Genomic DNA, 18,741 nt, shown 5'->3' with positions numbered 1-18,741 from the left:
GATGATGAGTCAGATTATTGATGGAAAAATGGTAGCCGAAACGATGAAAATCGCCATCGGTGTGGAAGTTAAAGAAATGGTGGCTGCCGGCCAAAAAGCGCCCCATTTAGTAGCCATTCTGGTCGGTAATAATGGTGCTTCAGAGACTTATGTGGCTAATAAAGTGAAGTCTTGCGAAGAATTAGGCTTCGCTTCTACCCTATTACGATTTGACCCATCTATCTCAGAGACCGACTTACTAGCCGAGGTTCAAAAAGTGAATGATAATCCTGATATGGATGGTTTGATCGTTCAATTACCTCTTCCTACTCATATTAATCCAGATAAAGTAATGGAGACGATTCATCCTTCGAAAGATGTGGATGGATTTCATCCAATCAACATAGGCCGGATGGCGAAAGGTTTACCAGCCTATATTTCTGCCACACCTCAAGGCGTGTTGGATTTATTAGCTTATTATAAAATAGAAACAGCTGGAAAGCATTGTGTGGTAGTAGGTCGTTCCCAAATAGTGGGCTTACCTATGTCTATTTTGATGCAGCGTAATCATCCGGTAGGAAATTGTACCGTTACGTTAACTCACTCAAGAACGCCTAATTTAGCCGAGATTTGTTCACAAGGAGATATTGTTATAGCTGCTCTAGGGAAACCAGATTTTATAAAAGCGGCACATATTAAACCTGGCGCCGTAGTTATTGACGTAGGTTTAACCCGTGTGGAAGATGCTACAAAGAAATCTGGATTTGCTTTAAAGGGAGATGTTGATTTCAACGACGTAGCTCCGCATTGCTCTTATATCACCCCAGTTCCTAAGGGAGTCGGTCCTATGACCATCGTTTCTTTAATGAAAAACACGCTATTAGCAGCTAAAGGTGTGATTTATCCCAAGAACTAAGATTGATATAGGTAGCGATAAAAGACGCCAAGTGGGAGTTTTTTATCGTATTCATCATTCAAATAGATCTCACCTGATTCTGCCATATCTGGTACATTGAAAATGCCTCTCATTAAATTTTCGACTACTAAAGTGGAGAAACCCAGCGAGTAGACATTGGTTAATAATATATGTTCTTTCGGATCTAAAATTTCCTTTACGGAGCGTAACATGTCATCAATCTGTTCTTCTAATATCCACTTCTCGCCTTCAGGACCTCGTCCATAAGCCGGTGGATCTAATAGAATTCCTTGGTAGAAATTTCCTCGTCTGGCTTCTCGTTTGACGAATTTAAGTGCGTCCTCTGCCATCCATCGAATGTTATCTAGTTTAGAAACTTCCATATTTTCTCTAGCCCAAGATAAAACGGGTTTAACAGAATCAACGTGTGTTACATCTGCTCCTACTTGCTTACAAGCTAAACTTGCTCCACCCGTATAGGCGAATAGATTTAATATTTTAGGTTTAGGGGTTTTAAGTAAGGGAATATTTTTTGCCAAAAATTCCCAATTAGTCGCTTGTTCTGGAAAAATGCCCACGTGCTTAAATGAAGACAAAGAAATCTTAAAGTTCAGGTCTAAAGCTTCCGATTTATAAGGCATAAACCATTTATCAGGTACACCTTTTTTTACATCCCAAACACCACGCTCCGAACTACCTTTTTCTTTACTAAAATAAGCATGCGCTTTACTAGCCCAAAATTCCTCCGAAAGTGATTTTTGCCAAACAGCCTGAGGTTCTGGTCGTCTCACGACAAATGCACCGAACTGCTCTAATTTTTCGAATCCCCCCGAATCTATTAATTCATAATTTTTTCCCCAAAATGAGGGTGTTTCGATGGCAATTGATGCTAGATTTTTCAAATTTTAGGGGTTCAATGGTATTTTAGTTAGGAAGTAAACAGAACGTCTCCCGTCTTCTGAATTACTGATGGTTTGATTCCCCGCAGCGAGGAAAATAGTACTAAACCAATAGTTTAAATCAGACTTTTCTTGACGTCTTATTTTATCTCCCTCGTATTGTATACTTAATTCTTGTATTTTCTCTTCTCCGGATTGTCCTTGCGCGGTGATGTATTTTGAGATGATATTATTTCCTCTTTGGTAAGACAAAGTTAGTATATCTCCATGCAAAGAGGTCTTTATTTTTTGAATCAGCTTATCTTCTTTGATATTATTCAAATCAATAGAATGATCCCATAGCAAATTGCCTTTTTCATCAATTTCTGCAATGACGGCATGCGTATATATCCAACCATCAAATTGCTGAGAATTACTGTAGGAATTATAACCTCTATATCCCCAAGGACTGTAGTAACTTGAGAATGGTGAGTACAAGCCATAATTACCATAACCCCAGCGGTATGGATTGTATAACATATTCCATGGCGAATAGAGTCCTCCTCCTAGCATAGCCATATTACCGCCAAACGGTGAATAATTCGTGTATTTATAATCTGGATAAAATGCTTCTGCAACAATAATGTAATGATCGCCTTTTTTTATGATCTCATGCATTAATAAACGGTAATCTAATCGAAGTTCTTCCCCTTTATCTTCTTTACTTTTAATCTTTTTTTCCTGTTTGCTCTTTTGCTTCTCACCTAAGAAATTGAAGAAATTATTGAATTGAGTAAAGCTATGGAATTTAGATTCTTGTAAATCTCCGTCAAGGTAGGAGGAAAAATATAATCCTTGTGAACCAGGTCCCCTGGAGGAGCCGATTGTATTTTTGTGTCCATACGTGCCCACAACTACCTGTAAGGAATCATTTAATTGAGTGGATTTGGCATTCATTTGGGCATATTCCTCTTGAGGATTCATGGTTATTTGACCTAATTGATTTCCATCTTCATCAAAAGATTTTAAAATCAATTGGTAGTTCTTAGCTTTCTTTCCTACTGAATAAACCACATTTATTTGCTGTTGCACTGTATCTAGATCCATCGATTGGATCTCTGCTTGACCATTCACAACCGCTGGCAAAATACGAGTACTTTTTTCCGTTAAATTAGTAAATAAGATAACAGGAGTATTGTTTACTACACCTCCTATAAAGAGCGATTGGTTTAATGCTTTGAAGTTTGAAATTTCCATTTTCTCCACGGAGTAGATTTGGAATTTTTCAAATTTACCATCGCTAGGGTTTACTCGAACGATATAATAGTTATTGCTTTTAAAGCGGCTAAATAATAGATATAGACTATTTCCATCGTAGCAATGGGTTACATAGTCTAGATTTCCATCTACACTTCCCTGATTCATCCAAACCTGTTCTAAATCAGTATTGAATTTGCGAATATTGAATTCTGCTTTGCCTAAATGAGTTAATACAATCACACCCTTTTCACCAATTGGAATGGAAAATGTTTCCATTTGAGATCCTCCAATAGGAAATTCGATTCGCTTCATTTCTTGAGCGAAAGAGGACATATGTAAAATAAGGAGTAGGAATAGTAGGCGAATCGATTTCATACTTATTCTGCTAGGCTTAAAATAATATCGAATTCTGCTTTCGCAACTGGAGTTACAGATAGGCGTGATTGCTTGATTAAAGCTAAACCACTTAATCTATCATCCGCTTTCATTGCTTTTAAGGTTACCGTTTTTGCGAATTTTTTAATTGGAATTAATTCCACAACCACCCAACGCGTATCTTCCGTCGTCGGATCAGGGAAATGTTCTTTGTTTACTTCTGCTAGGCCAATGACCTCCATTCCTTCATTTGAATGGTAAAAAAAGACCCAATCGCCTTTTTTCATGGCCATCATATTATTCCTAGCTTGGTAATTTCGTACGCCATCCCAAACAGATTTCCCCTCCTTAACGAAATCATCCCAAGAATATTTGAATGGTTCAGATTTTACTAACCAATAATTCATCATTTAGGGGAATTTAGGGAATTTAGAGAAATCGGGTTTGCGCTTTTCTAGGAAGGCATTCTTACCTTCTTTAGCTTCATCTGATAAATAATATAATAAGGTCGCATTTCCGGCTAATTCTTGAATACCAGCTTGACCGTCTAATTCTGCATTAAAGGCAGATTTTAACATACGTAGGGCTAAAGGACTCTTTTCTAAAATCTTTTCACACCAAGCAACGGTGGTTTTCTCTAGATCCTCTAAAGGCACCACTTTATTAACTAATCCCATTTGAAGCGCATCTGCAGCGTCGTATTGATCACAAAGGAACCAGATTTCACGGGCTTTCTTTTGACCTACTACACGAGCAAGATAAGAGGCGCCAAAACCTCCGTCAAACGAACCTACATTAGGTCCAGTTTGTCCAAAACGTGCATTTTCAGCGGCAATTGATAAATCACAAATGACATGTAAAACGTGTCCTCCACCGATTGCCCAGCCTGCTACCATAGCGATAACGGGTTTAGGGATAGTTCTGATTTGACGTTGAAGATCTAATACATTTAAACGAGGTACCGTATCTTTTCCCACATATCCCCCGTCTCCACGGACGCTTTGGTCTCCTCCAGAACAAAATGCTTTCCCGCCCTCGCCAGTTAATATGACTACGCCAACACGGGGATCTTGACGAGCTAATTCCATCGCTTCAGACATTTCTTGAACCGTTAATGGTGTAAAGGCATTGTGCTTTTGCGGCCTGTTAATGGAAATTTTAGCAATTCCGTTGTAGAATTGAAATAGAATGTCTTCGTAGATCTTGATGGTTTCCCAAGGGAATGATGAAATCATAAGTTTAATCGATTTATTATGCGGGTGAATCGTTGTATTCAACCTCCCACGTATGGTCGGCTAATAATTTTACTTTAGCTAAATAACGGCTATACTTAAATGAACGACCCCATTCTTCTGGTGCAACTAGGGACATTAAGTCTGAACCATCTTCTTTTTCATATAAATAATAGGTTTCGCTTATGATGGGCTCGAAACCCATGGCAGCCTCATAAATACGTTCAGAAATCTCTTTTCTTTCCGCTATTAACTTGGCTTGCCGAGCTAAAACCTCCATTTGTTCGTACAATTGGTTCATTTGGCGATCCGTTTGCTGGCGCATGGCTAAAACGGAACGACCTTTAATTTTGCCCATATCGTCCGGTTTTATAACGGCTCCTCCTGCGGTATGCGCATATGGTAGTAGACCCGGATTTTCGGCTACTTTGTCTGGATTAATGGGATTTAAGAATGGATCTTCTGACATGAATATGGGTGGCTTTACGTTTACCCTTTATTAACTCACGAAATTAGAGAATGTTTGGTTAATTTTGGAATGAATCTCTGATTATATGCGCATCCTGCACTCGCTTTTATTGGAAATGCCCCAGGCTGAATCGGAATTTGAACAACAAGTGTTCGAATTTTGTCAATTGTGGCGTTCTGGTCAAAAGGAATTTTTGTTTTATAGTTCTGGTTCAACTGGTGATCCTAAGCCTATTTCGATTTCTCGTGAGCGTTTGTATGCTTCCGCTATCATGACTAGCGAATGGTTACAATTAGTTAAAGGAGATGTAGCTTTATTATCCCTTCCTCCTACTTATATAGCAGGTGCGATGGTGCTTGTTCGGGCGCTAGTTCTCGATTTAGGTTTGGTTTTAGTAGAACCATGCCAAAATCCTTTAGAAAACCTTCCTCCTACCACTATTCATCTCGCTTCCTTTGTTCCCACCCAATGGTCTACGATGTTAGATGCCGGGATAAATTTCAATAATTATTTTTCGCGGGCTAAAGGAATTCTTTTAGGCGGGGCCCGCGTTCCCGAAAAATTACGCATGGCTATGGGATTTCCTGTTTATGAGACCTATGGAATGACAGAAACCGTTTCTCATATTGCTTTTCGAACTTGGAATCAAGATTATTTTCAAACACTTCCCGGCATACAAATAGCACTTAGTGACTCATCTTGCTTACTTATATGTTCTGTATTAACGGAAAATAGGTGGCTAGAGACACGCGATGTGGTAGAAATGGAGGAACCTGGTAAATTTAGGTTATTGGGTCGTTTAGATCGGGTAATAAATTCTGGTGGGCTTAAAATTCAACCAGAAAAAATAGAAGGGGTATATTCTTCATTGACTAAGGCCTCCCTTTTTGCGGCAGGAATTCCCGACGAATTTTGGGGAGCAAAAGTAGTTTTGTTTGTCGAGTCAGCCGAATTTATCGTTTGGGATAGGGATTATATCCAATCACGTTTAGCGTCTCATGAGGTTCCTAAAGAAATAGTAATTCTACCTTCCTTCATTAAAACCACGAGTGGTAAAATTGATACGGCGAAAACCGTAACTTTGTATTTTAATTCAATTTAGATGAACCCGAATAAATTATCCCGGCTTTTTAAACTTTTCTATGAGTCGCCCATTAATGTGCCAGCGCCTTATCATTTAGAAGCTGTTTTTTCTTTTATGCAATTTGACACAGATACGCCTACGGTAGCTATTGAAATTCAATTCATTGATCGTTCTGATTTTTCTCGTGAAGAATTAATTGCTGACGGCCTAGTTCCTGATGATAATTGGACATTTACAGGTGATTTACCCCTTGTTTGGCGGGATCGATTGTTGCCTCAATTTCAAGAATATGTGACTGGATCTTGTTCTCCGAAGGACCAAGAGCCATTTATTACCTTGGAAGCGAATGATACAACACCTAATGTTCCTTTGTACCTAGAGCCACAAGAATCGTTGATTCAGGAGTTTATGCAGGCCATGTTTGAAATTGATGGACGTGAATTACCCCTGTATTTAGGTTTTCAATTTAAAGACCGGGCAGGAAATTGGCGGAAGATTGAAGGAGAAATGTCCTTTGCTTCTTTAACCTTTACTTATCTAGATGGCGAAGAAGGTCAAAAAGTCTTTACGAATTGGGATGAATTACAAGATTTAATGAATCATGTTTTTATTGCGGAATTCCAGGCAGATAAGGCGAATCAAAATTGCAAATCAGCTAGTTTAGCTGTTTATCCAGGTGATGGCTTATGGTATGTAGCAGGGCATTCCTTGCGTAAACCAAGTGGAAACAATTATTATTTTGACGAGTTAGAAGAAAAATTACTATTCATCTTTTAATATACTTTGATGGAAAATCAAATTTTAGAAGTTCTCTCCTTACAAAAATCTGCTTTATTGCGCTTAAGCACGACGAGCGCCACAGAACGCATTGAAAAATTGCGTAAAATAGAGTCTTATCTGATGCAGCATAAAAACGATTTATGCGACGCTTTATATACTGATTTTAAAAAGCCTGCCTCTGAAGTAGTTATTGCAGAGATGCTAGGTGTTAAACGCGAAATTCAACACACAGTAAAGCATTTGAAGTCTTGGATGAAGCCATCGTCTGTTTCTGCGCCCTTGATGCTATTAGGAACAAAAGGCCTAGTTCAATATGAGGCGAAAGGTTTGTGTTTGATTATATCCCCGTGGAATTACCCATTTAATCTATCGATTTGTCCCTTAGTTCACGCTATTGCCGCAGGGAATGCAGTGATTTTAAAGCCATCAGAATTAAGTCCTGCAACATCAGCATTTATTCAAAAGATGATTTCATTTCTTTTTGATAAAAGTGAAGTGGCTGTTTTTGAGGGTGATGCCAATGTTTCAACCTTCCTTTTAGAGCAAAAGTTTGATCATATATTCTTTACAGGAAGTCCTGCGATTGGTAAAGTGGTGATGGCGGCAGCGGCTAAGCATTTAACCTCTGTTACCTTGGAATTAGGTGGTAAATCACCAGCTATTGTAGGGTCTGAAGTAAATGTGGAAGAAGCAGCAGCAAAAATAGCTTGGGGTAAATTTTTGAATAATGGCCAAACCTGCATCGCTCCCGATTATCTTTATTTGCATGAAAAGAATTATTTTTCTTTTCTAAAGGCTTTAGAAGCAACGGTAGAACAATTCTATGGAAAGACGGTAGCGAAAAGTAAAGATTATGCCAGAATAGTCAATCGCCGTCATTTCGATCGTATTGTCTCACTATTAGAAGATGCGAAAGAAAAAGGGGCTCAGGTATTATTTGGAGGTATTACTGATCCCGATGATTGTTTTATTTCTCCGACAGTACTTGTTAATTGTACTCCGGAAATGCGAATTATGCAGGAGGAGATCTTTGGCCCTATCCTACCGGTTATGTCTTATCAAGACGAAATTCAGATTACCGCTGAAATTCGTTCAGGAGATAAGCCATTAGCGTTGTATGTTTTCTCAACAGACATGGAATTCAATCAGTATATTTTAAATCATACGAGTTCAGGTACTTCTGTCGTGAATGATTGTTTGATTCAATTTGGTCATAATGAATTACCATTTGGAGGTGTTAATCATTCTGGAATAGGTAAATCAGGTGGACATTATGGTTTTGTTGAATTCTCAAATCAAAAATCTGTCGTTATTCAACGAACGAATTTTGTAAAGTATTTCTACCCTCCTTATGGGGTTAAAGTGCGTTGGTTGATTGATTTTGTCTTAAAATGGTTGTAAGATTATTTCTTCTTGGATTTGCCTTCTTTTTTGTGTCTTGCCAAAGCTCCCCCGACTCAAAGGGTGAAAACATTCCCAATCAAGAAGCGATATTAGCAGGTCAAAAAGCGGAGACGAATGTTCAATTTTTGACCAAACAAATGGAGGTACAATCGAGTGCTAACCTCTACTATTTACGGGCAAAGAATTACCTCGTTCTGCATGCTTACGGTTTAGCAGATCAAGATATGGAGAATGCTTTGCGAGATAATCCAGGTGAGCCAGCTTATTTAGCTCTATCTGCTCAAACAAAGCATTTTGTGGAAGATTATTCGACTTCGATTGATCGGGCAAAATTAACAGAATTATCTTCTTTACATCTCACTCAAAACAGCCTTTTACTGGCACATAATTATTTTGCAACTAAGCAAATGAGTTTAGGTCGTTTCTATTTACAAAAAATAGAGGGCTCTCTTTTATCTACTATGGATCGCTCCTTACTGAAAGCAGTAAAGGACTATGGAGTTTCAGATTCTACTCGCTTGTTTTCTTTACTGAATACCAAACCTAGTGATGAAAGCCCTTTGGTTTATGTGTATTATGAACGAGGATTTTCTTCTATACCCTCGCTGCGCTACCAACAAGAGATTTTGGCTAGTTTAAACAAATACCCATTGGATCCTTATTTTATGCGTTATTGGGCTCGTTTTTTAGTTAAAATGAAGAAATATGCTCAAGCAGAATCGGTCTACAAGCAAGTACTGAAGGTCTACCCCAAAACGAAATCCTTACAAACTGAATTAATCTATTTTGATTTAGCGAAGCAAGGTTTACTGCCCACGAAACAATCAGAATCAACTTTGGATTCAGTAGCAATTGCAAAAGACACCTTGGTTCGAAATTAATCAGGTTGCCATTTCGTTGAATTGCGCCTTAATTTGTACCTTTACACAAATTTTTTTAGAATGATCAAAATTACATTTCCCGACGGGCAGGTTAAAGAATTTGAAAATGGAATTACTCCATATCAAGTTGCATTGCAAATTTCTGAAGGTTTAGCACGTAATGTGTTAGCCGCTAATTTAAATGGAGAAGTAGTGGATTCGTCTACTCCTATTGATTCAGATGCGTCATTGCAATTATTAACCTGGAACGACGATGAGGGGAAAAAGACTTTTTGGCATTCTTCAGCTCACTTATTAGCAGAAGCAATCGAGTCTTTATACCCAGGTACTAAATTCGGTATAGGTCCAGCTATTGAGAATGGTTTTTATTATGATATAGATTTAGGCGAACAGGAATTTGGTTCAGACGACTTTAAAGCTATCGAAGACAAAATGTTGGAATTAGCGCGTTTGAAAAATGATTTTTTACGCAGCTCTGTCTCTAAGACAGATGCGGTAGCCTATTTCGAAGAAAAGGGAGATGAATATAAGTTAGAATTGATCGAAGGCTTAGCCGATGGTTCCATCACCTTCTACAATCAAGGAAATTTTACGGATTTATGCCGCGGACCTCATATTCCTAATACCGGATTTATTAAATCAGTTAAATTACTTTCTGTTGCTGGTGCTTACTGGCGTGGAGACGAGAAACGTAAACAACTCACTCGCATATATGCGATTACCTTCCCTAAAGCGAAGGAATTAGAAGAATATTTGACCTTATTAGAAGAGGCGAAGCGTCGTGATCACCGTAAATTAGGTAAGGAATTAGAATTATTCGCCTTCTCAGAAAAAGTAGGAATGGGTCTTCCTTTATGGTTACCTAAGGGAACTTTATTGCGCGAGCGATTAGAGAATTTCTTACGGCGTGCGCAAGTGCGGGCAGGTTATTCACCTGTAATTACCCCGCATATTGCTAGTAAAGAGTTATATGTGACTTCTGGGCACTATGCGAAATATGGTAAGGATTCTTTTCAACCGATCCGAACGCCAGATGAGAATGAGGAATTCTTCTTGAAGCCAATGAATTGCCCACATCATTGTGAAATTTACAAGACTAAGCCCCGCTCCTACAAGGATTTACCTTTGCGTTTAGCTGAGTTTGGCACGGTGTACCGATATGAGCAAAGCGGTGAATTACATGGATTAACCCGAGTAAGAGGTTTTACTCAAGACGATGCGCACATTTTCTGTCGACCTGATCAGGTGGAAGATGAATTCATGAAGGTGATTGACCTGGTATTATATGTTTTCAAAGCTTTGGGTTTTGATACGTATTCAGCACAGGTTTCCTTACGAGATAAAGAAAATAAAGAGAAATACATTGGTAACGATGAAGATTGGGATCGTGCGGAATCGGCTATTATTCGTTCAGCTGAAGAGAAAGGCTTGCCTTATGTGATTGAATATGGTGAAGCTGCATTTTATGGTCCTAAATTAGACTTCATGGTGAAAGATGCGCTAGGTCGCAAATGGCAATTAGGCACGATTCAAGTGGATTATCAATTACCACAACGCTTTGAATTAGAATATACGGGTTCAGATAATGCAAAGCATCGTCCTGTGATGATTCATCGAGCTCCATTCGGTTCATTGGAGCGTTTTGTAGCGATTTTAATTGAAAATACAGCGGGTAATTTTCCTTTATGGTTATCCCCAGATCAAATCGCAGTTCTACCTATTTCAGAGAAATACGAGGATTATGCGAATGAATTGTATCTACGTTTACAAGAAAAGGATTTACGTGGTTATGTAGATCACCGGAATGAAAAAATGGGTCGTAAAATTCGGGATGCGGAAATCGCTAAAGTTCCTTTCATGATTGTAGTAGGCGAAAAAGAAGAGGCGGAGGGAATTGTCAGTGTTCGAAAGAAAGGTGATGGTGATTTAGGATCAATGACTTTAGATGCTTTTATCGCGATGGCACAAGAAGAAATCCAGTCCTTAACCTATGAAAAATAGGAGCTTATGCGTTTTTTGCTTGTTTATGCATTATATTTGATTTAGCTTGCGATTTAATACATATTAAACCCATTTTATTTTATGGCTTTACGCCCGAATAACAATTACAGAGGAAATAGAAGAGAAGAAGAACCCTACCGGATTAATCAGTTGATACGTGGTGTGGAAGAAGTTCGATTAGTAGGTGAGAATATTGAGATTGGAGTATATCCTTTTGAGAAAGCATTAGAACTTGCTGTTGCTCAGAGTTTAGATTTAGTAGAGATTTCTCCTAAAGCTGTACCTCCTGTTTGCAAGATTATTGATTATGCTAAATTCAAGTATGATCAAAAGAAAAAGCAAAAGGAAATCAAGGCCAATGCAACTAAAACAGTCATTAAAGAAATTCGTTTTGGTCCTAATACGGATGAACACGATTTCAATTTCAAGTTAAAACACGCGGTTAATTTCTTAAAAGAGGGTGCAAAGGTAAAAGCTTACGTGCACTTTGTGGGAAGAACGATTGTGTTTAAAGAGCGTGGTGAGATGTTATTATTGAACTTCGCTAAAGGTCTAGAGGACGTAGGTAAGCCAGACGATATGCCTAAATTAGAGGGCAAGCGTATGAGTATCATCTTCTCCCCTAAGGCTATCAAGAAATAATTTTCAATTGATGGTGGATTTTAAGGGTAATTTTCATTACTTTTGCATTCCAAATTTCAAAATTTAATTTTTACATAATTATCATACAATGCCAAAAATTAAAACTAACTCTGGAGCGAAAAAACGTTTCAAAGTAACAGGAACTGGTAAGATTAAGCGTAAACACGCATTTCATAGCCATATCCTAACAAAGAAAACAACTAAGCAAAAGCGTAATTTAGTTCACGCTACTTTAGTTCACCCCACTGATATGGACCGCGTTAAATTAATGCTAGGTCTATAATTAGTATTTTAGTTATTGTTAAACCAGAAAGAAGGCTTAAATAAGTAATCGAGAGATTCGCCTCATTTCAAAAAACAAAAAAATTATGCCAAGAAGTGTCAATCACGTAGCCTCAAGAGCTAGAAGAAAGAAAATCCTTAAGTTAGCAAAAGGATTCTATGGTCGCGGAAAAAATGTCTGGACAGTAGCAAAAAACAAAGTAGAGAAGGGTTTGCAATATGCATACCGTGACCGTAAAGTTAAGAAAAGAGATTTTCGTGGTTTATGGATTCTACGTATCAATGCAGCAGCTCGTCAAGAAGGTCTTTCTTACTCAGCGTTCATGGGTAAATTCAATAAATCTGGAATGACTTTAAATCGTAAAGTTTTAGCTGACTTAGCGATGAATCACCCAGAAGCTTTTAAAGCAGTTTTGGAGAAATTGAAGTAATTCATTTTTCAATAGAAAGAGAGCTTCGAATTTTTCGGGGCTTTTTTTTTATGCCTATATTTGTCTAATGATGAATCAGCCGATCTACCTTGATTATGCAGCAACTACTCCGGTTCACCCGGAGGTGCTTTCGGCCATGCTCCCCTATTTTACTGAAGTATTCGGTAATGCTGGTTCTAGTTCGCATTTATATGGCTGGAGAGCTGCAGAGGCTGTGGAGCAATCGCGATCCACAGTTGCTAACTATTTCAATGTAAAGTCTTCTGAAGTTGTATTCACTTCTGGAGCAACGGAATCAATTAATTTAGCTATTCGTGGATATTTGATTGATAAGCCTAAGGGGCATTTAATTACGAGCGCTTTGGAACATAAAGCAGTCTTAGAAGTATTTCATGCTTTAGCATTAGAGGGCTGGGAAGTCACTTATTTAAAGGATGTCTCTGAATTAGCTACTGCTATTCGAAAAAGTACTGTATTGGTTTCTTTGATGCTAGTCAATAATGAATTAGGTAGCATTCTTCCCTATCATGAGGTTTTGGAATTGTGTGATCAACGAGGGATTTGTTTTCATTCAGATGCTACTCAAGCGTTAGGAAAGCTTGATCTTGATGTTAAGTCTTTGCCTCACTTACTTAGTTTTAGTGGTCATAAGGTATATGGGCCTAAAGGAATAGGAGCTTTAATTCATAGAAGGCCGCTGCAGGCCATTAGTTTTGGTGGAGGTCAAGAGCGTGGTTTAAGGCCAGGGACGCTTCCTGTGCCTTTAATGGTAGGCCTAGCGAAGGCGATAGAGTTAATTCCTCAATGGTTATCAAAAGAGTCATTCTATCAGGAGGCGAAAAATAAGTTTCTTGCTGTATTGCCTACCTATAGTATCAATTCTCCCTTGAATTCTGTTCCTTCCATTCTTAACTTTACTCTAAAAGGCGCGGACTGGGAAAGAATGTTTCAAGAATTAACTGGTTTGGCTTTTTCCAATGGCTCAGCTTGTAATGCTAAAACTGAATTACCATCTCACGTTTTAAAGGCTTTAGGTCATTCTGATGAAGATGCCTTAGCTAGCGCTCGATTCAGCTTAGGGTATTTTACTACGGAAGAAGATGTAGAAAAGGTTTGTGCTATTTTAGTAAAAAATTTACCAAAGCTCCAATGAAAGAATTAAATCTTGTTATTCAGCAAGTGATTGAGCTACAAAAGGCAGGTTTAAAATTCGTTTTAGCCACTGTAGTTCGGGTAGATGGAAGTGCCTATCGTCGTCCAGGTGCTAGAATGCTCATAGCTGAAAATGGGAATTGGTGGGGTGGCATTTCTGGTGGTTGTTTAGAAGGGGATATTTTGAAGAAGGCACAATTAGCCCTTTTCTCTCAGTCCTATAAATCAATCATTTATGATACACGAGAGGAAGATCCTTTCGCTTTAGGCATTGGTTTAGGATGTCAAGGTGTGATTGAAATTTTAATTAACCCGTTCCAAGATCAGATTAATCAGCTCGTATCTGAGTTAGAGAAGCATTTAGCTGGAAATGTGGCGCATACCTTATCCATTTCATATGGTAAAGTCTTTCAAATAGCTTTACAGGAAGCAGTTGAATCACATGGATGTGTTTGGGAAGAGGATATATTTACCGAATATTTACCGGCTCCTATGACGGTTTGGGTTTTTGGGAATCAATTTGATGCTCAGGCATTTATTCAGCAAGCAAATATAGTAGCTTGGAGAGTTAATTGGGTGGGTATTTTGTCTAAGATGTCATCTGATGTACTTGTGCATAGGCGTTTGGGGTTTGATGATCTTTGGCCTATCGAATCGACTGATTATATTGTGATGATGACGCATGATTTAGAAAAAGATGTAAAGATTCTAGAAAAATTGCTCTCTGCTCCTACTAAACCGGCCTATGCTGGAATACTAGGACCTAAGAAAAGATTTGACAAGCTTCAAAACCATTTCAAGGAAGATTTAGTTACCCTATTACCTATATCAACACCAATTGGTCTTGATATAGGAGCCGAAGGGCCAGAAGAAATTGCCATTTCCATTATGTCAGAAATATTATTAACTAAAAATAACAGAAACGGTCAGCGATTAAGTTTACGCAATCGCGCCATTCACGAATAATATGAGTAATCACATCAACCGCCTAAAAGAACAAATTGCCCCATTACGTGATGCATTAGTACATCATCCAATCAATTCGTATATACAAAGTACGTCAGAATTAGAGGTCTTTATGAAGCACCATGTTTTTGCGGTGTGGGATTTTATGTCTTTAGTCAAGAAAATGCAGCAGGAATTAACTTCTGTAGACGTGCCGTGGAATCCGAAAGGAACAGCAGAGATTCGTTATCTGATTAACGAGATTGTTTTAGGGGAAGAATCGGATGTGGATCAAAATGGAGTTTATATTAGCCATTTCGAGCTTTATTTACGTTCCATGGAGGAATTATCAATTATGCCCTCCCCTTTCTTACACGAACTTAGATCTTTTGAGAACTTGGAGGAATTATTATTAGCGATTCCAGAGGCAAATATTCCCGATTCAGTCAAGCATTTTTTAACATTTACTTTCTCAGCTATTCAAGATAGAAGCATTGAAGAGGTAGCTGCTATTTTTACTTTTGGAAGAGAAGATATTATTCCTGCCATGTTTCAGGTCATTGTAGATCAGTTGAAAACAGAAAATCCAGATAAGGTGGAAACCTTGGTTTATTATTTAGAACGTCATATCGAAGTGGATGGCGGGCACCATAGTGAATTAGCTTTCCGGATGATGGAACATTTATGTGGTTCAGATGAGGCCAAATGGGAAAAAGCCACTCAAGCAGCGATTGAATCTTTGCAGGTTAGGTTGATGTTATGGGATGGGATTGTTTCGCTGAAAGCATAAAGCACAAAGAATAAATAGGATAAAAAAAGCCCGGCTGTTAGACAGACCGGGCTTTTACTTTACCACTCAGGCTTATTTTACTTCTTCAAAAGATACATCTTCTGCACCGCCATCAGACGCATTTGCATCAGCTGATTGCGCTGGTTCTCCACCCTCTGCTTCAGCGCCTGCTGCATACATCTCTTGAGATGCTGCTGTCCAAGCGGTATTCAGTTTTTCTAAACCTGCATCGATACCAGCTAAATCTTGCGCTGCATGAGCTATTTTTAATTCTGCTAATGCACCTTCAATGGCTGTTTTATTTCCTTCCGATAATTTCTCACCGTATTCTTTCAATTGCTTGTCCGACTGGAATATCAACGCATCCGCTTGATTTACTTTTTCAACTTTATCTTTTTCTAATTTATCCGATGCCTCATTTGCTTTCGCTTCATTACGCATCTTTTCGATGTCCTCATCAGTTAAACCGCTGGACGCTTCGATACGGATTTTTTGTTCTTTACCAGTTCCCTTGTCTTTCGCAGAAACATGTAATATACCGTTTGCATCAATATCAAATGTTACTTCGATTTGAGGTACACCACGTTGTGCTGGTGGTAAACCATCTAAGTGAAAACGACCTAATGAACGGTTATCTTTCGACATGGGACGCTCCCCTTGTAAAACATTAAGTTCTACTGAAGGTTGATTGTCTGCTGCCGTAGAGAATGTTTCTGATTTCTTCGTAGGAATAGTCGTGTTAGATTCGATCAATTTTGTGAATACGCCGCCCATTGTTTCGATACCTAAAGAAAGTGGTGTTACGTCTAATAATAAAACGTCTTTCACTTCTCCGGTTAACACACCACCTTGGATGGCTGCTCCGATAGCAACTACCTCATCTGGATTAACTCCTTTAGATGGTTTTTTGCCAAAGAATTTCTCCACTTCTTCCTGAATACGCGGAATACGCGTCGAACCACCGACTAAGATTACTTCATCGATATCCGAATTTGTATAACCCGCATTTTTCATGGCGCGCTTACATGGCTCTAAGGTACGTCTGATTAAGCTATCAGCTAATTGCTCGAATTTAGCACGAGTTAATGAACGCACTAAGTGTTTCGGGATACCATCTACCGGCATAATGTACGGTAAGTTGATTTCAGTGGAAGCACTGGAGCTTAATTCGATTTTTGCCTTTTCAGCTGCTTCTTTTAAGCGCTGTAAAGCCATTGGATCTTTACGTAAGTCGATATTTTCGTCAGCAATGAATTCTTCCGCTAACCAGTTAATGATTACTTGATCAAAATCATCACCACCTAAGTGCGTATCACCATCAGTTGATTTAACTTCAAATACGCCGTCCCCTAATTCAAGAACAGATACATCAAAAGTACCGCCACCTAAGTCGAATACCGCGATCTTCATATCCTTTCCACCTTTATCTACTCCATAAGCTAAGGCTGCAGCAGTAGGCTCGTTGATGATACGTTTTACTTCAAGACCCGCAATTTGACCTGCTTCTTTTGTTGCTTGACGTTCTGCATCATTAAAGTAAGCCGGAACTGTGATAACAGCTTCGGTTACTGTTTGGCCTAAATAATCCTCAGCCGTTTGCTTCATCTTAGTTAGAATCTGCGCAGAAATCTCTTGTGGAGTATATAAACGATCTCCGATGCGAACTCGTGGCGTATCATTATTGCCTTGGTCTACCGTATATGAAATCGTTTTAAGTTCAGAGCTAACCTCTGAATATTTTTTACCCATGAATCGCTTCACAGATGAAATTGTATTCTGTGGATTTGTAATCGCTTGTCTTTTAGCAGGATCACCTACTTTACGCTCGCCGTTCTCTAAAAATGCAACGATCGACGGCGTTGTGCGCCTTCCTTCTGAGTTTGCAATAACGACTGCCTCGTTTCCTTCCATTACCGCCACACATGAGTTGGTGGTTCCTAAGTCAATTCCAATAATTTTTCCCATGATTATTTTTAAATATTTTGACAACATTTATACAATGAATATGCCATTGTAGATTGCCCAAGGCTTTTGTGACATATTGTCATCTTTTGATTTAAAATCTTATACCGAACGGAAAAAATGGCGAGATGTAGTATATTTGTATACTAAAATATAGACAAGAATGTCCGAAATAAAAGATTTTACGTGGGTTGAAGGCCCAGAACCTCATAGAGCTCGCACACGCGCAATCATCAAATCCCATCCAGAGGTCAAGAAATTGATTGGTAAGAATCCGATGACTTTTGTATGGATCTTGGCTTGCGTAGGCATGCAAGTAGCCATGGCTTATTTTATAAAGGATTATCCCTGGTGGGCTATCGTGGGGGTAGCTTGGATTTTTGGTGCCTTTCCTACCCATACTTTATTTGTATGCATACACGAATCAGCGCATAATTTAATATTCAAAAAGAACTCTTGGAATGTATTTGCTGGTATTATTGCTAATTTTCCTTCTCTTTTTCCGACTGCGATTTCTTTCAAAAACTTTCATTTAAAGCACCATGCTTTTCAAGGTGTGCATGAATTAGACGCTGATTTACCTGATTATTGGGAAGCGAAACTGATTAATAATTTCTTCATAGGAAAAATGATTTGGTTAATGCTCTTCCCTTTCTTTCAAGGAATTAGAACGATGCGCTGCATTGAATTAGCCGTTTTAGATCGCCCGGTCATATTAAATATATTAGCTCAAATTACTTTTAATATCGTGATTGTATATTTCTGGGGTTGGTCAGCCCTAGCCTATATGGGATTAAGTTTTATTTTCTCTGTGGGTCTTCATCCTTTAGGTGCCCGGTGGATTCAAGAGCATTTTTTGGTGTTAGACAAGAATCAAGAAACCTATTCGTACTATGGGAATTTGAATGGCATTAATATGAATGTAGGTTACCATAATGAACACCATGATATGCCATCTGTGCCTTGGAATAATTTGCCTAAATTAAAGGCAGCAGCACCTGAGTTTTATGATAATTTAAAATACCATACTTCATTTGTGAGGTTGTTTTTTACTTTCATTTTCTCCCAAGAATTGGGTCTGTATTCCCGAATAGCTCGCAAAGAGCGTGGCGGAGTTCCGTTGACAGATAAGTCGATGCCAGATGTGGAGCTAATAAATAAAGTATAGAGCATAGAGCACAAAGAATAAATTTAGTATTAAAAAAGGGATCAATTTTTGATCCCTTTTTTAATTAATTCATGAAATACATTTCAAATACTCATCGCCTACGGCGATAC

Annotated in this window: 19 protein-coding genes; 13 read left to right on the top strand and 6 right to left on the bottom strand. The window is 38.5% G+C overall.

The genetic code is table 11. The features are described from left to right. The first annotated feature begins 1 nt into the window (after position 1). Positions 2–895 carry a bifunctional 5,10-methylenetetrahydrofolate dehydrogenase/5,10-methenyltetrahydrofolate cyclohydrolase gene (locus tag ACST14_RS01990; RefSeq protein ID WP_459460034.1) on the top strand — a complete coding sequence of 298 codons (894 nt, stop codon included), beginning with the start codon at positions 2–4 and terminating at the stop codon, positions 893–895. On the opposite strand, the gene ACST14_RS01985 is transcribed toward ACST14_RS01990, so the two are convergent. From ACST14_RS01985 to ACST14_RS01965, 5 genes are read right to left on the bottom strand one after another with little or no spacing between them, the layout of a single operon-like run. Next, entirely contained in the window at positions 892–1,797 is a 906-nt protein-coding gene (locus tag ACST14_RS01985) for a class I SAM-dependent methyltransferase (protein WP_459460032.1), read from the bottom strand. The genes ACST14_RS01990 and ACST14_RS01985 overlap by 4 nt on opposite strands. 3 nt (positions 1,798–1,800) lie before the next feature. After that, entirely contained in the window at positions 1,801–3,408 is a 1,608-nt protein-coding gene (locus ACST14_RS01980; RefSeq protein WP_459460030.1) for a hypothetical protein, read from the bottom strand. 2 nt (positions 3,409–3,410) lie between these two features. Further along, positions 3,411–3,815 (bottom strand): EVE domain-containing protein, encoded by a 405-nt coding sequence (locus ACST14_RS01975; RefSeq protein WP_459461237.1) that lies wholly within the window; start codon positions 3,813–3,815, stop codon positions 3,411–3,413. A gap of 3 nt (positions 3,816–3,818) precedes the next feature. After that, entirely contained in the window at positions 3,819–4,643 is an 825-nt protein-coding gene (gene menB / locus ACST14_RS01970) for a 1,4-dihydroxy-2-naphthoyl-CoA synthase (protein ID WP_459460028.1), read from the bottom strand. Between the two features lie 16 nt (positions 4,644–4,659). Beyond that, positions 4,660–5,109: a DUF2452 domain-containing protein gene (locus tag ACST14_RS01965; RefSeq protein WP_459460026.1), complete on the bottom strand. Its 450-nt coding sequence runs from the start codon at positions 5,107–5,109 to the stop codon at positions 4,660–4,662. Positions 5,110–5,194: 85 nt separating this feature from the next. Between ACST14_RS01965 and ACST14_RS01960 the strand changes: the two genes are divergently transcribed. The 11 genes from ACST14_RS01960 to ACST14_RS01910 all read left to right on the top strand — a co-directional run bounded on the left by ACST14_RS01960 (position 5,195) and on the right by ACST14_RS01910 (position 15,501). Beyond that, on the top strand, positions 5,195–6,211 hold the full coding sequence (locus ACST14_RS01960; RefSeq protein ID WP_459460024.1) for an AMP-binding protein: 1,017 nt from the start codon (positions 5,195–5,197) through the stop codon (positions 6,209–6,211). Beyond that, complete coding sequence (locus tag ACST14_RS01955; protein WP_459460023.1) at positions 6,212–6,970, top strand: hypothetical protein; 759 nt, start codon at positions 6,212–6,214, stop codon at positions 6,968–6,970. Between the two features lie 9 nt (positions 6,971–6,979). Beyond that, the gene (locus ACST14_RS01950; RefSeq protein WP_459460021.1) at positions 6,980–8,374 is read left to right on the top strand and encodes an aldehyde dehydrogenase family protein; all 1,395 of its coding nucleotides are present in this window, start codon (positions 6,980–6,982) and stop codon (positions 8,372–8,374) included. Then, positions 8,365–9,258 carry a hypothetical protein gene (locus ACST14_RS01945; RefSeq protein WP_459460020.1) on the top strand — a complete coding sequence of 298 codons (894 nt, stop codon included), beginning with the start codon at positions 8,365–8,367 and terminating at the stop codon, positions 9,256–9,258. The genes ACST14_RS01950 and ACST14_RS01945 overlap by 10 nt, the downstream gene beginning before the upstream one ends. A gap of 60 nt (positions 9,259–9,318) precedes the next feature. Continuing rightward, the gene (gene thrS / locus ACST14_RS01940) at positions 9,319–11,259 is read left to right on the top strand and encodes a threonine--tRNA ligase (protein ID WP_459460018.1); all 1,941 of its coding nucleotides are present in this window, start codon (positions 9,319–9,321) and stop codon (positions 11,257–11,259) included. 81 nt (positions 11,260–11,340) lie between these two features. Next, positions 11,341–11,901: a translation initiation factor IF-3 gene (gene infC / locus ACST14_RS01935; protein ID WP_459460016.1), complete on the top strand. Its 561-nt coding sequence runs from the start codon at positions 11,341–11,343 to the stop codon at positions 11,899–11,901. 88 nt (positions 11,902–11,989) lie between these two features. After that, positions 11,990–12,184, top strand: a complete 195-nt coding sequence (gene rpmI / locus ACST14_RS01930) for a 50S ribosomal protein L35 (protein WP_459460014.1) — start codon at positions 11,990–11,992, stop codon at positions 12,182–12,184. An 85-nt stretch (positions 12,185–12,269) separates the two neighbouring features. Then, entirely contained in the window at positions 12,270–12,614 is a 345-nt protein-coding gene (gene rplT / locus ACST14_RS01925) for a 50S ribosomal protein L20 (protein WP_459460012.1), read from the top strand. 67 nt (positions 12,615–12,681) lie between these two features. Beyond that, positions 12,682–13,767 carry a cysteine desulfurase family protein gene (locus ACST14_RS01920; protein ID WP_459460010.1) on the top strand — a complete coding sequence of 362 codons (1,086 nt, stop codon included), beginning with the start codon at positions 12,682–12,684 and terminating at the stop codon, positions 13,765–13,767. Next, on the top strand, positions 13,764–14,732 hold the full coding sequence (locus ACST14_RS01915) for an XdhC family protein (RefSeq protein ID WP_459460008.1): 969 nt from the start codon (positions 13,764–13,766) through the stop codon (positions 14,730–14,732). The genes ACST14_RS01920 and ACST14_RS01915 overlap by 4 nt, the downstream gene beginning before the upstream one ends. 1 nt (position 14,733) lies before the next feature. Continuing rightward, positions 14,734–15,501, top strand: a complete 768-nt coding sequence (locus ACST14_RS01910) for a DUF3050 domain-containing protein (protein WP_459460006.1) — start codon at positions 14,734–14,736, stop codon at positions 15,499–15,501. Positions 15,502–15,573: 72 nt separating this feature from the next. Here ACST14_RS01910 and dnaK read toward each other — a convergent pair whose 3' ends face one another. Beyond that, positions 15,574–17,466, bottom strand: a complete 1,893-nt coding sequence (gene dnaK / locus ACST14_RS01905) for a molecular chaperone DnaK (RefSeq protein ID WP_459460004.1) — start codon at positions 17,464–17,466, stop codon at positions 15,574–15,576. Between the two features lie 160 nt (positions 17,467–17,626). Here dnaK and ACST14_RS01900 point away from each other — a divergent pair, with 160 nt between their 5' ends. Next, entirely contained in the window at positions 17,627–18,631 is a 1,005-nt protein-coding gene (locus ACST14_RS01900; protein WP_459460002.1) for a fatty acid desaturase, read from the top strand. Positions 18,632–18,741 lie beyond the last annotated feature (110 nt).

Source organism: Aquirufa sp. A-Brett2-15D, from assembly GCF_054558735.1.
The sequence above is the reverse complement of the archived record's forward strand: the minus strand, read 5'-3'. Positions and strand labels throughout refer to the sequence as shown.

Excerpts from the sequence above, each read along its gene's own strand:
- ACST14_RS01990 (WP_459460034.1), top strand. The coding sequence starts at position 2 with ATGATGAGTCAGATTATTGATGGAAAAATGGTAGCCGAAACGATGAAA.
- ACST14_RS01980 (WP_459460030.1), bottom strand. The coding sequence starts at position 3,408 with ATGAAATCGATTCGCCTACTATTCCTACTCCTTATTTTACATATGTCC.
- ACST14_RS01975 (WP_459461237.1), bottom strand. The coding sequence starts at position 3,815 with ATGAATTATTGGTTAGTAAAATCTGAACCATTCAAATATTCTTGGGAT.
- menB (WP_459460028.1), bottom strand. The coding sequence starts at position 4,643 with ATGATTTCATCATTCCCTTGGGAAACCATCAAGATCTACGAAGACATT.
- ACST14_RS01965 (WP_459460026.1), bottom strand. The coding sequence starts at position 5,109 with ATGTCAGAAGATCCATTCTTAAATCCCATTAATCCAGACAAAGTAGCC.
- ACST14_RS01960 (WP_459460024.1), top strand. The coding sequence starts at position 5,195 with ATGCGCATCCTGCACTCGCTTTTATTGGAAATGCCCCAGGCTGAATCG.
- ACST14_RS01955 (WP_459460023.1), top strand. The coding sequence starts at position 6,212 with ATGAACCCGAATAAATTATCCCGGCTTTTTAAACTTTTCTATGAGTCG.
- ACST14_RS01950 (WP_459460021.1), top strand. The coding sequence starts at position 6,980 with ATGGAAAATCAAATTTTAGAAGTTCTCTCCTTACAAAAATCTGCTTTA.
- ACST14_RS01945 (WP_459460020.1), top strand. The coding sequence starts at position 8,365 with ATGGTTGTAAGATTATTTCTTCTTGGATTTGCCTTCTTTTTTGTGTCT.
- thrS (WP_459460018.1), top strand. The coding sequence starts at position 9,319 with ATGATCAAAATTACATTTCCCGACGGGCAGGTTAAAGAATTTGAAAAT.
- infC (WP_459460016.1), top strand. The coding sequence starts at position 11,341 with ATGGCTTTACGCCCGAATAACAATTACAGAGGAAATAGAAGAGAAGAA.
- rpmI (WP_459460014.1), top strand. The coding sequence starts at position 11,990 with ATGCCAAAAATTAAAACTAACTCTGGAGCGAAAAAACGTTTCAAAGTA.
- rplT (WP_459460012.1), top strand. The coding sequence starts at position 12,270 with ATGCCAAGAAGTGTCAATCACGTAGCCTCAAGAGCTAGAAGAAAGAAA.
- ACST14_RS01920 (WP_459460010.1), top strand. The coding sequence starts at position 12,682 with ATGATGAATCAGCCGATCTACCTTGATTATGCAGCAACTACTCCGGTT.
- ACST14_RS01915 (WP_459460008.1), top strand. The coding sequence starts at position 13,764 with ATGAAAGAATTAAATCTTGTTATTCAGCAAGTGATTGAGCTACAAAAG.
- ACST14_RS01910 (WP_459460006.1), top strand. The coding sequence starts at position 14,734 with ATGAGTAATCACATCAACCGCCTAAAAGAACAAATTGCCCCATTACGT.
- dnaK (WP_459460004.1), bottom strand. The coding sequence starts at position 17,466 with ATGGGAAAAATTATTGGAATTGACTTAGGAACCACCAACTCATGTGTG.
- ACST14_RS01900 (WP_459460002.1), top strand. The coding sequence starts at position 17,627 with ATGTCCGAAATAAAAGATTTTACGTGGGTTGAAGGCCCAGAACCTCAT.